Genomic DNA, 14,334 nt, shown 5'->3' with positions numbered 1-14,334 from the left:
AGCGTGGCCCGGCCGAGCAGGCCCAGATGCTGTATACCGAAACCGAGGCCAGCCGGCAACGCCGGGCCGAACGCGCCGCCGAGCGCCGGGCGGCGCGCCTGTCCACGCCACGGCCCACCACCCGGCCGGACAAGAAGCAGCGCCGCCAACTGCGGCGCTTCAAGCACGGCGACTGAAAGACAAGCGGGCAAACCGGCTTTTGGACCTCAACAACAACTCGCCGGCAGATCGTTTACCGGCACCCCGCCGGCCGTCGTATCACTGACTTGCCGGATTGCGCCGGCTACGGTGCATACCGTCCGGCCGGCAATCCGAGCGCGGCAGCGCGCACTGCGATAATCCACTATTTCCGGCCGTGTTGTATAAGGCGGACCCCGGGTTAGGATATCCGCACCGTACGACAACAAGGATCACTCATGGGTAAACAGATCGAGTTCACCCGCCCCGACGGCGCCAAGGCGCCCGGCTTTTATGCCGAACCCGAAGGCCGGACGGGCGCGCCCGGCATCGTGGTGATACAGGAATGGTGGGGTCTCAACGACCAGATCAAACGCATCGGCAAGCAATGGACCGACGCCGGCTACCGCGTGCTGATTCCCGACCTGTACCGCGGCGAAAAAGCACTCGACGAGGCCGAAGCCGAACACAAGATGAGCGATCTGGATTTTTCCGACGCGGCCACCCAGGACGTGCGCGGCGCGATCCAGTATCTAAAGGCCGACAGCGCTTCGGTCGGCGTGATCGGCTTTTGCATGGGCGGCGTGCTCGCCGTATTGGCGGCCATGCACGTGCCGGAAACCGATGTCGCCATCTCCTGGTACGGCGTGCCGCCGGACGAGGCGGGCGACCCGGGCGCGATCGACGTGCCGCTACAGTGTCATTTCGCGACCCAGGACACGTTCTTCCCGATCGAGCAGGCCAATGCGTTCGAGAAAAAGCTCGAACAAGGCAACGTCGAGCACGAGTGCTACCGCTATGAAGCGCAGCACGCCTTCGGCAACGAAGAATGGGACTATTACGATCCCGAGGCCAGCAAGCTCGCCTGGCAGCGCAGCATGGCGTTCTTTGAACGCCATCTGAAAGGCTGACCGGTCGCCGACCATCGGCAGGGCGGCCGGGCCGTCCTGTTTTCCTATACCGCCGTCGCGTCGCGCTTGAGAAACCGTCAGTCGGCGGCCGCGGCCTCGTCGCCGAATACCGGCAGATGGCCCAGTGCGATAACGTCGGACCAGTCGCCGCGCTCGCCCTCGGTCATGATCGCGGCCTCGCCGGCGATGATCGCGCCGGCGCGGCCCATGATCTTGCGCATGGCTTGCAGCGTGGAGCCCGAGCTGATGACGTCGTCGACCAGCACGATGCGTGCGCCGGCCACCAGATCGCGATCCTTGGCGTCCAGGTACAAGGTCTGCTCCTCGCCGGTGGTGATCGAGTGCGTGGTCGCCGACAACGCATCGCCCATATACGGTTTATAGCTCTTGCGCAGCACCGCGTACGGACGCGCCGTGGCCACCGAAAGCGCATGGATCAGCGGGATCGACTTCGCCTCCGCGGTCACCAGGACGCTGTAATCGAGTTCCGCCAGCCGATTGGCCAGACTCGTGGCCGCCGCCTGCACCAGCGCCGTGTCGCCCAGCACGTTGAGCACGGCGATGCGCACGTTGGAGGCGACCCGGAATAGCGGCAGCTCGCGCTTGAGTCCGGCAATTTCGACGGAATAGGTGCGCTGTGTTGCTTGCATCGGCTCGGGTGGACCCGGATTCAGATCAGCGCCGCATTGTGCAACAGGCCGGCCGACAAATCTAAATTCGATCCCACCGGCTCGTGTAATCTAGGGGCAGTTGACGTTTCATACGACGCCGCGCCGGCGGCCGCTTTTGTCCGCTGCCCGCCGCCGTCGACGCAAGCCATGAGGTTGATCATGCAGACCCGCGCCGCCGTACTGCACGAGATGAGCGCCGCGCGCCCCTATTCCGAATCGAAGCCGCTGGCGATCGAGACGGTCGAACTGGCCGGGCCGACCCGCGGCGAGGTTCTGGTGAAGATGCACGCGGCCGGACTGTGTCATTCCGATCTGTCCTGCATCGACGGCAACCGGCCGCGGCCCACACCCATGGTGCTGGGCCATGAAGCGGCCGGCGAGATCGTGGAGACCGGCGACGGCGTGACCGATTTCACAGTCGGCGATCATGTGGTCTGTACCTTCGTGCCGAGCTGCGGCCATTGCGAGTACTGCGCCGACGGGCGCGCCGCGCTGTGTACCCCGGGCGCCCAGGCCAACAACGCCGGCGTCATGCTGGCCGGCGGGCGCCGGCTGTCGCACAACGGACAAGACGTGCACCACCATCTCGGCGTGTCCGGCTTCGCCGAATACGCGGTCGTGGCCACCGAATCGCTGGTCAAGATCGACAAGTCGCTCGATTTCGATATTGCCGCCGTGTTCGGCTGCGCCGTGCTGACCGGCGTCGGCGCGGTGCTGCAAACCGCGCGGCTCCGGCTCGGCCAGAGCGTGCTCGTGGTCGGATTGGGCGGCGTTGGCCTGTCGGCCGTGCTCGGCGCGATCGCGGGCGGCGCCTCGCAGGTGATCGCGGCGGATATCGCGCCCGACAAGCTCGAAACCGCGCGCGCGCTGGGCGCCACCGCCACGGTCGACCCGAGCGAGGACCGCGCGCTGGAGCAGATTCGCGACCTGACCGGCGGCGGCGTGGATATCGCCGCCGAGTTCGCCGGGGTCGCCAAGGCGCTCGAATTCGCCTTCGATGCCACCGGCCGCGGCGCCACCACCGTCACCGCTGGCTTGCAGCATCCGGATGCGCGCATGTCCCTGCCCTCGCTGACGCTGGTGGCGCAGGAACGACGGCTGCTCGGCTCGTATCTCGGCGGCCATGTGCCGAAGCTGGACATTCCCGACTACATCGCGCTCTATCAGGCCGGACGTCTGCCGGTCGATCGCCTGCTCACCCACCGGCTGGCGCTGGACGAGATCAACACCGGCTTCGAACGGCTGGCCGCCGGCGAGGCGATCCGCCAGGTGATCCGATTCTGATGGAACGTTGCCCGCGCAGCAAGGTCCGAACCGATAACGTAATCGACCGGCCGAAACGCCGGCCCAAGGAGTTCCCGATGTTTCGTCGTCTGATCGCGATAAGTCTGTTGTCGCTCGTGGCCACGGCCGCGATCGCCGCACCACCCAAGAGCATCACGATCGTGGGGCGCAACGATCTGCGGTTTTCAAAGGATCACATCACCGTGGCACCGGGTCAGAAGATCACCGTCAAGCTGGTCAACAAATCGCATCTGCCGGCTTCGGCGATGTCGCATAACTGGGTGTTGTTGAAATCGGGGACCGATGCCGGCGCCTTCGACAACGCCGCCCAGAGCGCGGCGAACAACGACTATATGCCGAAATCGATGAGCGATCGCATCATCGCGCATACCGACATGGTCGGCGGCGGCCACAGCGATTCGGTCACGTTCACCGCGCCGAGCAAACCCGGCGACTATGAATACATCTGCACTTTCCCGGGACATTTCCGGGCGGGGATGAAGGGCACGCTGACGGTCTCGCCCACGAATTGATCGTCCCCCGTTGATTTTGCACCGAGCGCCGTCACGTCATTGAGATCAGTGTTCATCAAAGGACGGTCATGGCTTACGACAAGCTGCTTTCACCAATCCGCGTCGGCGCGTTGGATCTGCCCAACCGGGTGATCATGGCGCCGCTCACGCGCGCCCGCTGCCCCGATCTCGTGCCGGGCGAAATGCAACAGACCTACTATGCCCAGCGCGCCGACGCCGGCATGATCATCTCCGAGGCCACCAATATCTCGGAGTCCGCCCGCGGCTATGTCTATACCCCGGGCATCTTCACCGACGCCCAGGAAGCCGGCTGGTCGAAGGTGGTCGACGCCGTGCACGATGCCGGCGGGCGTATATGCCTCCAGCTTTGGCATGTGGGCCGCATCAGCCACGAAATGGTGCACCCGGACGGCCGCAAGCCGGTCGCGCCCAGCGCGCTGAAGGCCGAGGGCGCGGAGTGCTATGTCGAATTCGAGGACGGCAGTTCGGGCAACCACCCGACCGCCACCCCGCGCGCGCTGGAAACCAAGGAAATACCCGACGTCGTCGACGAATACCGCCAAGCGGCCGTTCGCGCGAAGCGCGCCGGCTTCGATATGGTCGAGATCCATGCGGCCAACGCCTATCTGCTGCAGCAGTTCATGGCCACCGGCTCGAACCGGCGCACCGACGCCTACGGCGGCTCGATCGAGAACCGCGCCCGCCTGACCCTGGAAGCCGTGGACGCCGTGATCGAGGTGATGGGCGCCGACCGCGTCGGCATCCGAATCTCGCCGTTCATCGAAATCTTCGGCCTGACCGACGACGAGCCCAAGACCATGGCCTTCTATCTGGCCGAACAACTCGAAGCCCGTCGTCTGGCTTATCTGCACGTCAACGAGCCCGATTGGGCCGGCGGCGACATCAAGCTCACCGACGAATTTCGCGCGGCCATGCGCCAACGATTCGCCGGCGGCGCCCTGATCTTTTGCGGCCACTACACCGCCGAGCGCACCGAGGAGTTGATCGAGAACGGCAATGGCGACGGCGCGGCCTTTGGCCGGCCCTACATCGCCAATCCGGATCTGGTGACGCGCATCGCCAAGGATGCACACATCAACGAACCGGACCCGTCCACCTTCTACGGCGGCGACGAGCGCGGTTATACCGATTATCCGACGCTCGAGGAAGAAAGCGCCTAGCCACGGGCTGTCAAGGATACAAAAGGAAGACGAAAACAGCCCGCAAATGGACGCGAACAAACGCAAATAAAACTAATTTTCTTTATTTTGCGTACCTTGGCGTTTATTTGCGGACTTACTCTTTTTCTTATCGGCTATCGTTACATCATTATAACGGCTGGTATTACCATACGCCGGCGGGCGACAAGTCCGCCGGCTTTTTATCTACATAACATGGGCAAGACGAGCGCTACACGCCCGCCGATTCGCGATTCGTCTCACGCCGCCCGGCGGGCGCGGAGCACGGCTTGTTACCAGCCGTTGTCGCTCATGCCGTTCGAATTGTTCATGCGCTGGCCGGACATGCCGTTGCCGGGCATCGTGCCGCCCGGGTTCTGCATGTTGTTGCGCATGCGCTCGCCCTGGTACTGCATATTGCTGTGCATCGAGGAAGTCTGATTTCGCATGCCGTTTTGCATGTTGGACATTCCGTTTTGCATACCCTGGTTCATGCGCGATGCGCCATTGCCCATCATCGATTGCCCGCTGCCCATCGGCTGCATACGGTTCATAGCGCCGCCGGCTTGACCGGCCGAGTTCGAGATTATGCGCCTGCTGCCGTCTTTCATCACCGTATAGGTTTCGCCGCCGGAAACCGCGGGGCCGGCCGTGCCGCCGCTGGCGGCCCGCATGCCAGCCATAAACTGCGCCAGCGTAATACCGCCGATACCATATTCGTCTTTATTGGCGTAGGGATCGCTCCGGATCGAAGCCGTGTTATCCATCGCGCTGTAGAGCTTGGCCACCGTCGGATCGGCCTGGGCCTCGCTCGGGCTCAATACGCCGTCGTTGTTCGTATCAAGAGTATGGAACCGGGCCGCCAGCGAACCGCCGGTCGTGCCGACGGCTGCGCCGCTCATGTCGCCAGCCATGCCCATGCCGTTGCCCGCCGCCATGCCGGTGCCGGCCACCATCGCCAAACTCACTGCAATCGCGGTTTTTTTCAACATCGTCGTGTCTCGTTTATTGGAAAATACACTCCGACGCTACAGCGACGTTCTTAATTTGTCCTGAATATCGCGCCCTGAATGTCGTATGACGGGCTTGCGCTACGACTCCGAGGCGTCTTGTTCGCGCTCTCGCTCGCGCGCGCCCGGCGCGAACATGCGCGCGGTGAATAGCCCGACTTCGTAGAGCAGATAGATCGGCACCGCCAGCAACGTCTGCGAAATAACATCCGGCGGCGTGAGCAGCATGCCCACGGCGAACGCCCCGACCAGCACATACGGTCGATAACCGCCGAGTTGTTTCGGCGTGACGAAACCGGCCCAGACGATAAGGAATATGGCGACCGGCAATTCGAAGGCGAGGCCGAAAGCCATGAACATCTTCAACACGAAGTCGAGATAGTTCGAGATATCGGTCATCACCGCGACGCCGTCCGGGGCGACCGAAACGAAGAACCCGAACACGATCGGGAAGATGATGTAGTAGGCGAACAGCATGCCGAAATAGAACAGCAGCGTGCTGGACACCAGCAGCGGCGTCACCAGCCGCCGTTCGGCCATGTACAACCCCGGCGCGATGAACATCCATATCTGGTACAGCGTCCACGGCAGCGAGATCGCGAACGCCACCATCAGCGACAGCTTCATCGGCACCATGAACGGGGCCGTCACGCCGGTGGCGATCAGGCTGTTGTGGTCCGGCATGTGCACCAGCAACGGCCCGGACAGATAAGTGAAGAGCGCGCCGGAAAAATAAAAGCACGGCAAGAACACGATGACGATGCCGATCACGATGCGGATGACCCGCGTGCGCAGCTCCAGCAGATGCGCCATCAAGGGCTGTTCGCTGCCCTCGTTGTTGCTATCGTCGTTAATCTCGTCGCTCACGGGCGATTCTCGTCGTGTTTACTGCTCGCGGCGCCGGATTTGCTGTCGATCGGCGCGTCGGCATCGGCCGGCTCGGATTCGTCGACGGCGGGCTGCGCGGCGTTATCGTCTTCCGTGCTCGCGTCCGTGCGCCGCTCGGTCTTTCCTTCGATCGGTTCCATCAGCGGGCTGACCGCCTGTTCGGTGCTGGTGCGAAATTCACGCGTTTCGGACTCGATCTGCTCCCGCGCACGCCGGACATCGTTACGCAGATCCTCCGCGGCCACCTCTTTTTCGAGCTCGCTGGTCAACTCGCTGACGTAATGCCGAGCCCGGGCCGTCCAGCGCCCGAGCGTACGGGCGACCACCGGCAGACGCTCGGGCCCGAGCACGATCAGCCCGATCACGCCGAGAACCGCCAGCTCCCAGAAACCGATGTCGAACATAACGTGTGGCCCGCCCTAATCGCGACGGTCGGCGGAGTCTTTCTTCGCGGCCTTGTCGTGGCTGTGCTGTTGGCCGTGGCTCGACGCGTCCTCGCGGTTGGCGTGGTCGACCACCTTGGGATCCTTGTCCTCGGACTCGTGCTGCTCGTCGCCGTCCTTCATCGCCGAGCGAAAGCCCTTGAGCGCGGAGCCGAGATCCGGCCCGAGATTGCGCAGCCGCTTCGAGCCGAAGACGAGCAGCACAATGGCCAGAAGAATGAGCAGCTGCCAGATACTGATACCGGATAGCATAATAACCTCTTGGTGTTAGCCGTTATCTCCGCCCTGTATATCACGGGCGGCTTTCTCCTCGTGCCCTGAAACGCCGAAGCGCCGGGCCAGTTCGTTTTTTACCGTCGAGGAATCCAGCCCTCGGGACTGGAGCAGAACCATGCAGTGAAACCACAGATCGGCGACTTCGTGCACGACATGAGAATCGTCGTCGCCGCGCGCGGCCTCGATCACCTCGGCCGCTTCCTCGTCGATTTTGTCGCAGATCGCGGCCACACCGCCATCATACAACGATGCGGTGTAGCTACGGGTGGGATTCGCTGTACGACGTTCGGCCAAGGCGGCGTCCAGCGCCGTGAAAACATCGGTTGCGGGCGTAGCATCGTTATTCATGCAGACCATACATTCGCTGTGGATCCTTGAGCACGGGATCGCGGGTGACCCAGGTATCGCCGTCCAGGATTTGGAAGAAACAGGATTCACGGCCGGTATGACACGCGACGCCGCCGATTTGCTCGACCCGCAACAGCAACGCGTCATTGTCGCAGTCCAGCGCGATCTCGACGATACGCTGCAGATTGCCGGAGGTCTCGCCTTTGCGCCAGAGCGCGCGCCGCGAGCGCGACCAATACGTCGCATAACCGGATTCCACGCTGGCGGCCAGCGCCTCGCGGTTCATCCAGGCCAGGGTCAGCACGCGCTGCGTATCCACGGATTGCGTGATCACCGGCGCCAAGCCGCGCTCGTCCCAGTCGACGGCCGCCAGCCAATCGTTTGTCTCGCTCGAACCCATCGCTCGAATTCCCTTATGTGACGCGGTGCGCCGTATCCTACCGTCCGTATCGCGAACAACCCAGCCGCGCGCTGTTGCAACGCCCGCGGGCGCAATCTACTGTTGCCGCGCATGAAGATTATTATTTTGGGGGCGGGCGAGGTCGGCGCCACACTCGCCGAAAATCTGGCCCACGAATCGAACGACGTGACCGTCGTCGACACCAACGAATCGCTGCTGCGCCCATTGCAGGACCGGCTCGACATCCGTGCCGTGCACGGCTATGCCGCGCACCCCGCGGTACTGCGCGATGCGGGGGCCAACGACGCGGACATGATCATTGCCGTGACCGCGGTCGATGAGATCAACATGGTCGCCTGCCAGATTGCCTACACCCTCTTTCATACCCCGACTAAGATCGCGCGTATTCGTTCCGCGGAATACCTGGTCGAGGAACGGCTGTTCCATCAGGACGCGATCCCGATCGATATGTCGATCAGCCCGGAGCAACTCGTCACCGACTATATCAAGCGGCTGATCCAGTACCCCGGCGCGCTACAGGTGGTCGATTTCGCCGAGGGCCGCGTTCAGGTGGTCGGCGTGAAGGCGTATTACGGCGGCCCGCTGGTCGGCAACGAACTCAGCGCCCTACGTCAGCATATCCCCAACGTGGATACCCGCGTGGTGGCCATCTATCGCCGTGGCAAGCCATTGATTCCAAAAGGCGACACCATTGTCGAGGCCGACGACGAGGTGTTTTTCGTCGCCGCCCGGCGCGATATCAAGCAGGTGATCGGCGAGCTGCGCAAGATCGATCGCCCGGTCAAGCGCGTGATGCTTGCTGGCGGCGGCAATATCGGCATGCGACTGGCGCTGGCGCTGGAAAATCAGTGCCAAGTCAAGATCATCGAACACAATCCGCAGCGCGCGCGCTGGCTGTCCGAGCGCGTCAACCGGGCGATCGTACTCAACGGCGACGCCGCCAACGAGGCCCTGCTGCGCGAGGAAAACATCGAATCGGTCGATGTGTTCTGCTCGGTCACCGACGACGACGAGGCCAACATCCTGGCGGCGATGCTCGCAAAACGGCTCGGCGCGCGCAAGGCGATGTCGCTGATCAATCGGCTGGCTTATGTGGATCTGGTCGAAACATCCGGCACCCAGATCGATATCGCCATCTCGCCCAAGCAATCGACCATCTCCGCCCTGCTCGCGCATGTCCGCCGCGGCGATGTGGTGCGCGCCCACACGCTGCGCCGCGGCGCGGCCGAGGCGATCGAGGCGATCGCCCACGGCGAGCGCTCCAACTCGCGCGTGGTCGGCCGGCGCATCGACGAAATCAAGCTGCCGCCGGGCGCCTCCATCGGCGCGATCGCGCGCGGCGACGACGTGCTGATCGCCCACCACGATACGGTGATCGAATCCGGCGACCACGTGATGATTTTCATCATCGACAAGCAATACACCGCCGAGGTCGAGCAATTGTTCCAGGTCGGCGTGTCCTACGTCTGATCGACCATGCGTTCTCTTTTCCAGGGCCGGCTCAACTACTACTACGCAATCGTGCAGCGCGTGGTCGGGCTGCTGCTGATGATCTTTTCGGTGTCCATGCTGGCGCCGATCGGCGTGGCGCTGATCTACGGCGACGGCGAGATCGAGGCCTTCGCGATCGGCTTCGCGATTACCCTGGCCACCGGGCTGGCCGCCTGGTGGCCGACCCGACGCGTCGAGCGCGAACTCAAGATTCGCGACGGTTTTCTGGTCGTGGTGCTGTTCTGGATGGTGCTGAGCCTGTTCGGCGCGATCCCGCTGTGGCTGGCGACCCAGCCCAACATGAGCTTCACCGACGCGGCGTTCGAGTCGGTTTCCGGGCTCACGACCACCGGCGCAACCGTGCTCACCGGCCTGGACATCCTGCCCCACGCCATTCTGTTCTGGCGCGTGCTGCTGCACTGGATGGGCGGCCTGGGCATCATCGTGTTGGCGGTCGCCGTGCTGCCGATGCTGGGCGTGGGCGGCATGCAGCTCTATCGCGCCGAAACCCCGGGGCCGATCAAGGACTCCAAGCTCACGCCGCGCATCCGCGAGACCGCCAAGGCGCTATGGTATCTCTACGTGTCGCTCACGATCGTATCGGCGGCGTTGTTCTGGCTGGCCGGCAATTCGCCGTTCGATGCCGTCAGCAACGCGTTTTCCGCGATCGCCACCGGCGGTTTCGCGAACCACGATCTTTCGCTGGGTTATTACCAAAGCACCAAGGTCGAATTGGTCGCGATCGTGAGCATGTTGATCGGGGCGATCAGTTTCGGCATGCACTTCACCGTCTGGCGTAGCGCCAATCCCTTGAACTACTGGCGCGACCCGGAAACGCGCGTTTTCTTGATCATGGTGCTGGGCGCCGGCGCGCTGACCACGGTCGTGCTGCTGGCGGCCGGCACCTACGTGGACTTGCCCGATGCCGCCGTGCGGGCGGTGTTCCAGGTGGTCTCGATCGGCACCACGACCGGCTTCACCCTCGGTGACTACTGGGTCTGGCCGAGCTTCATTCCCATGTTCCTGCTGCTCGGCAGCTTCATCGGCGGCTGCGCCGGCGCGACCACCGGCGGGATGAAGGTCGTGCGCTTCATGCTGCTGGCCAGGCAGGGCACGCGCGAGATCACCCGGCTGGTGCACCCCAACGCCGAGATTCCGATCAAGATGGGCGGCAAGGTCATTCCGGATCGCGTGGTGCAGGCGGTCTGGGGCTTCTTCTCGGTTTACGTCACCGTGTTCGCCGTGATGTTCCTGATTCTGCTTGCGACCGGGATGAACGAGCTGACCTCGTTCTCGGCCGTGGCCGCCACCATCAACAACGTCGGCCCGGGGCTGGGCAGCGTGGCCACGAACATGGCGGGCATTCCGAGTCTGGCCAAATGGGTGCTGTGTCTGGCCATGCTGCTCGGCCGGCTCGAGGTCTTCACCCTGCTGGTGATTCTCACGCCGGCTTTCTGGCGGCGCTGACGCCAGGCCCCGGCGTTTGGGTACAATCGCGGTATGACAATGCAGGACCGACTCCAAGCCATGATCGACGCCGGGCAGGACACGCCGCTGGCGCGCTTTACGCTCGGCGAACTGCTGCATAAAAACGGCGATCACGCGGCCGCGATCACCCATCTGGCCGCGGCCGTCGAGCAGGACGGCGAATATTCGGCGGCATGGAAGCTTTACGGCCGGGTTCTGTTGGAGGCCGGCGAGATCGATGCCGCGATCGATACCCTGACCCGCGGCATCGAGGTCGCCGGCAGACGCGGCGACAACCAGGCCGCCAAGGAGATGCAGGTATTTCTCAAGCGCGCCCGGCGCGCCGCCAAGTAGGCCGTTTTTAGTGTCCGTTTATACCCGTGTCGAAGCCGACGACCTGTGCGCGCTGCTGGCGCATTACGCGGTCGGCGAACTCGAGGACTTCGCCGGCATCTCCGCCGGCGTGACCAACACCAACTATTTCGTCGACACCAGCCTCGGACGCTGGGTGCTGACCCTGTTCGAGCAGGTCGACGAATCCGAGTTGCCCTTCTTCATGCAACTCATGGATCATCTGGCCGGCCACGGCGTGCCCTGCGCGCATCCGGTCGCGCGCGATGACGGCGGTTTTCTCAGCCGCGTGCGCGGGCGCCCGGCGGCGCTGGTCTATCGGCTGAGCGGTGCCAGCGAGACGGCGCCGGGGCCGGACCATTGCCGCTCGCTCGGCGGGGTGGTGGCGGAGATGCACCGCGCGGTGTCCGGCTTCACGCCGGTACAGAAGAACGCGCGCAACCTCGACTGGGTCGCGGCGGCCGCGCGGCGGCTGAACGGCCTGATGGACACCGCGGAACATGCCCTGCTGGCCGAGGAAATCGCTTTTCAGCAGGAGGCAATCGGCACGCTCTACGCCGAACTGCCGGCCGCGGTCGTGCACGCCGATCTGTTTCGCGACAACGTGCTGTTCGACCATGCACGGGTTTCCGGGCTGATCGATTTCTACTACGCCTGCCACGATTATCTGCTGTTCGATCTGGCGATTATCTGCAACGACTGGGCCTTCGGCGACGACGAACGCTATCGGCCGGCGTTCTGGCAGGCGTTCATGCACGCCTATACGCGCCGGCGCGCGCCGACCGATGCCGAAATCGCGGCCTGGCCGGCCATGTTGCGTGCGGCCGCCCTTCGTTTCTGGGCCTCGCGCCTGATCGATGCGTATTTTCCGATGAGCGGCGAAGTCGTGCATATCAAGGACCCGGCGCCGTTCAAGCGCTTGCTGCTCGCCCATCGCGAGGCCGCGCCGGCACTCGTTCCCGCATGATCGCGCTGATTCAGCGGGTCAGCCGGGCCTCGGTCACGGTGGAAGACCAGTGTATCGCCGCCATTGGGCCCGGCGTGCTCGCACTGGTCGCCGCCGAACCCGACGACACCGAAGCGCGCGCGCGGCGTCTGGCCGAGCGCGTGCTGGCTTATCGCATCTTCGCCGACGCGTCGAACCGCATGAATCTCGGCGCGATCACGGCGAACAAGGCGGTGCTGGCGGTACCGCAGTTCACGCTGGCCGCGGACACCCGGCGCGGCAACCGACCGGGTTTTTCCACCGCCTGCGACCCGGAGCGCGCCGCGCCGTTGTTCGATCTCTTGGTCGCTACGCTTGCCGAGCGTCATGCGCTGGTCGAGGCCGGCCGCTTCGGCGCCGACATGCAGGTCGCACTGGTCAATGACGGTCCGGTCACTTTCTGGCTGAACGCCTAGATACCATCAAGGGCCTGTGACAAGCCCGGGTTCTTTGCTCTCGCATCGGCGCGATCAACGGCGTATGATCGTCCGTCCCCAGGGATTCGAGCATACTGCGAGACCATGACAGCGCGTCGCGCCACGATCGAACGCTGCACCGCCGAGACCGCTATCCAGCTCAGTGTGAATCTGGACGGCGCGGGCGATTTCACCGCTGATACCGGCGTCGGCTTTTTCGAGCACATGCTGCACCAACTGGCCCGGCACGGGCTGGTCGATCTCGACGTGCGCGCCAAGGGCGATCTGCATATCGACGATCATCATACGGTCGAGGATGTCGGCATCTGTCTGGGTGCCGCCCTGAAGACGGCGATCGGGGACAAGAAAGGCATCATGCGCTACGGCCATGCCTATGTGCCGCTCGACGAAGCGCTGTCGCGGGTGGTGCTGGATTTTTCCGGCCGCCCCGGCCTGCATTTTCGCGTGCACTTCACCGCCGAGAAAATCGGCGCCTTCGACACCGAACTGGTGCGCGAGTTCTTTGGCGGTGTGGCCAGCGGCGCCGCACTGACGCTGCATATGGATACCCTGGCCGGCGACAACGCGCATCACATCGCGGAAACGCTGTTCAAGGCCTTCGGCCGGGCGCTGCGCGCCGCCGTGGCCCGTGACGAACGCGCTCCCGACGCCCTGCCCTCGACCAAGGGCAGCCTGTAAGCTCGAACCTCTCCGTTTTTTATGGCAACCGTCGGCATCATCGACTACGGCATGGGCAATCTGCACTCGATTACCAAGGCGTTGCGCTACGTCGCCTCGGACGAGCAGATCGAGGTCAGCTTCGACCCGGACGCGCTCGCGCGCATGGACCGGCTGGTCCTGCCCGGCGTGGGCGCGATTGGGCACTGCATGGACGAACTCCAACGGCTCGAACTCGACGACATGCTGCATAGCGTGCTCGGCGTCAAGCCGCTGATGGGCGTGTGTCTCGGCATCGAGGCGCTGATGGCGCATTCGGAGGAATCGGGCGGCGTGGAATGCCTCGGCGCCTTTCCCGGCGATACCGTGAAATTCGCCGATCCCGAGACCGGGGCCGACGGCTCGCGACGCAAGATCCCGCATATGGGGTGGAACCAGGTACGTCAGGAGCGCCACCATCCGCTGTGGAAGAATATCGCGTCCGATTCCTGGTTCTACTTCGTGCACAGTTATTATGTCGTGCCCGACGATCCCGGGCATATCGCCGGCACCACCGACTACGGCGCGCGCTTTGCCTCGATGGTGCTGCGCGAGAATGTCTTCGCGGTCCAGTTCCATCCCGAGAAAAGCCAGTCCGCCGGGCTGCAGCTGCTCGCCAATTTCCTGGAGTGGAACGGCGGCGCCTGACGGCGCGCGTCGTCGTGGCCTCTTCCATAGTCATCGGCCGTAAATCTAGAGCGAGGAGAAAACGGCGTGCTACTCATCCCTGCCATCGACATCAAGAACGGTCAATGCGTACGCCTGCG

Annotated in this window: 19 protein-coding genes; 11 read left to right on the top strand and 8 right to left on the bottom strand. The window is 64.0% G+C overall.

Annotation, left to right across the window (positions count from 1 at the left end; genetic code table 11):
* Positions 1-416: 416 nt before the first annotated feature.
* A complete protein-coding gene (locus tag VFJ08_RS10695; protein ID WP_324997196.1) occupies positions 417-1,088 on the top strand; it encodes a dienelactone hydrolase family protein in 672 nt (223 codons plus the stop codon).
* A gap of 77 nt (positions 1,089-1,165) precedes the next feature.
* Here the strand turns inward: VFJ08_RS10695 and VFJ08_RS10690 are convergent, their stop codons facing one another.
* Together VFJ08_RS10690 and VFJ08_RS10685 are read right to left on the bottom strand one after the other, a co-directional pair.
* Complete coding sequence (locus VFJ08_RS10690; RefSeq protein ID WP_324997195.1) at positions 1,166-1,738, bottom strand: phosphoribosyltransferase family protein; 573 nt, start codon at positions 1,736-1,738, stop codon at positions 1,166-1,168.
* Between the two features lie 20 nt (positions 1,739-1,758).
* Complete coding sequence (locus tag VFJ08_RS10685; RefSeq protein ID WP_324997194.1) at positions 1,759-1,920, bottom strand: hypothetical protein; 162 nt, start codon at positions 1,918-1,920, stop codon at positions 1,759-1,761.
* On the opposite strand from VFJ08_RS10685, the gene VFJ08_RS10680 reads away from it, so the two are divergent.
* The 3 genes from VFJ08_RS10680 (at position 1,919) to VFJ08_RS10670 (ending at position 4,757) form a co-directional block, all read left to right on the top strand.
* Positions 1,919-3,043, top strand: a complete 1,125-nt coding sequence (locus VFJ08_RS10680) for a zinc-dependent alcohol dehydrogenase family protein (RefSeq protein ID WP_324997193.1) — start codon at positions 1,919-1,921, stop codon at positions 3,041-3,043. The genes VFJ08_RS10685 and VFJ08_RS10680 overlap by 2 nt on opposite strands.
* Before the next feature lie 77 nt (positions 3,044-3,120).
* Positions 3,121-3,576 carry a plastocyanin/azurin family copper-binding protein gene (locus VFJ08_RS10675; protein ID WP_324997192.1) on the top strand — a complete coding sequence of 152 codons (456 nt, stop codon included), beginning with the start codon at positions 3,121-3,123 and terminating at the stop codon, positions 3,574-3,576.
* A gap of 68 nt (positions 3,577-3,644) precedes the next feature.
* The gene (locus VFJ08_RS10670; protein WP_324997191.1) at positions 3,645-4,757 is read left to right on the top strand and encodes an alkene reductase; all 1,113 of its coding nucleotides are present in this window, start codon (positions 3,645-3,647) and stop codon (positions 4,755-4,757) included.
* A 290-nt stretch (positions 4,758-5,047) separates the two neighbouring features.
* Here VFJ08_RS10670 and VFJ08_RS10665 read toward each other — a convergent pair whose 3' ends face one another.
* The 6 genes from VFJ08_RS10665 to hisI form a co-directional block, all read right to left on the bottom strand.
* A complete protein-coding gene (locus VFJ08_RS10665) occupies positions 5,048-5,746 on the bottom strand; it encodes a hypothetical protein (RefSeq protein WP_324997190.1) in 699 nt (232 codons plus the stop codon).
* A gap of 99 nt (positions 5,747-5,845) precedes the next feature.
* A complete protein-coding gene (tatC, locus tag VFJ08_RS10660; protein ID WP_414707050.1) occupies positions 5,846-6,577 on the bottom strand; it encodes a twin-arginine translocase subunit TatC in 732 nt (243 codons plus the stop codon).
* Between the two features lie 50 nt (positions 6,578-6,627).
* Positions 6,628-7,056: a Sec-independent protein translocase protein TatB gene (gene tatB / locus VFJ08_RS10655; RefSeq protein WP_324997188.1), complete on the bottom strand. Its 429-nt coding sequence runs from the start codon at positions 7,054-7,056 to the stop codon at positions 6,628-6,630.
* A 15-nt stretch (positions 7,057-7,071) separates the two neighbouring features.
* Entirely contained in the window at positions 7,072-7,347 is a 276-nt protein-coding gene (tatA, locus tag VFJ08_RS10650; protein WP_324997187.1) for a twin-arginine translocase TatA/TatE family subunit, read from the bottom strand.
* Positions 7,348-7,362: 15 nt separating this feature from the next.
* A complete protein-coding gene (locus VFJ08_RS10645) occupies positions 7,363-7,719 on the bottom strand; it encodes a phosphoribosyl-ATP diphosphatase (protein WP_324997186.1) in 357 nt (118 codons plus the stop codon).
* Positions 7,712-8,119 (bottom strand): phosphoribosyl-AMP cyclohydrolase, encoded by a 408-nt coding sequence (gene hisI / locus VFJ08_RS10640; RefSeq protein ID WP_324997185.1) that lies wholly within the window; start codon positions 8,117-8,119, stop codon positions 7,712-7,714. Before hisI ends, VFJ08_RS10645 begins: the two co-directional genes overlap by 8 nt.
* A gap of 111 nt (positions 8,120-8,230) precedes the next feature.
* Between hisI and trkA the strand changes: the two genes are divergently transcribed.
* The 7 genes from trkA (at position 8,231) to hisH (ending at position 14,215) form a co-directional block, all read left to right on the top strand.
* The gene (gene trkA / locus VFJ08_RS10635; RefSeq protein WP_324997184.1) at positions 8,231-9,610 is read left to right on the top strand and encodes a Trk system potassium transporter TrkA; all 1,380 of its coding nucleotides are present in this window, start codon (positions 8,231-8,233) and stop codon (positions 9,608-9,610) included.
* A gap of 6 nt (positions 9,611-9,616) precedes the next feature.
* A complete protein-coding gene (locus VFJ08_RS10630) occupies positions 9,617-11,098 on the top strand; it encodes a TrkH family potassium uptake protein (RefSeq protein ID WP_324997183.1) in 1,482 nt (493 codons plus the stop codon).
* Positions 11,099-11,131: 33 nt separating this feature from the next.
* Entirely contained in the window at positions 11,132-11,452 is a 321-nt protein-coding gene (locus VFJ08_RS10625; protein ID WP_349256990.1) for a tetratricopeptide repeat protein, read from the top strand.
* 10 nt (positions 11,453-11,462) lie between these two features.
* Positions 11,463-12,416: a homoserine kinase gene (locus tag VFJ08_RS10620; RefSeq protein WP_324997181.1), complete on the top strand. Its 954-nt coding sequence runs from the start codon at positions 11,463-11,465 to the stop codon at positions 12,414-12,416.
* Positions 12,413-12,850 carry a D-aminoacyl-tRNA deacylase gene (gene dtd, locus VFJ08_RS10615; RefSeq protein WP_324997180.1) on the top strand — a complete coding sequence of 146 codons (438 nt, stop codon included), beginning with the start codon at positions 12,413-12,415 and terminating at the stop codon, positions 12,848-12,850. The genes VFJ08_RS10620 and dtd overlap by 4 nt, the downstream gene beginning before the upstream one ends.
* A 105-nt stretch (positions 12,851-12,955) precedes the next feature.
* Entirely contained in the window at positions 12,956-13,549 is a 594-nt protein-coding gene (hisB, locus tag VFJ08_RS10610) for an imidazoleglycerol-phosphate dehydratase HisB (RefSeq protein ID WP_324997179.1), read from the top strand.
* A 21-nt stretch (positions 13,550-13,570) separates the two neighbouring features.
* The gene (gene hisH, locus VFJ08_RS10605; RefSeq protein ID WP_324997178.1) at positions 13,571-14,215 is read left to right on the top strand and encodes an imidazole glycerol phosphate synthase subunit HisH; all 645 of its coding nucleotides are present in this window, start codon (positions 13,571-13,573) and stop codon (positions 14,213-14,215) included.
* Positions 14,216-14,334: the final 119 nt, after the last annotated feature.

Source organism: Salinisphaera sp., assembly GCF_035690525.1.
GTDB lineage: Bacteria > Pseudomonadota > Gammaproteobacteria > Nevskiales > Salinisphaeraceae > Salinisphaera.
The sequence above is the reverse complement of the archived record's forward strand: the minus strand, read 5'-3'. Positions and strand labels throughout refer to the sequence as shown.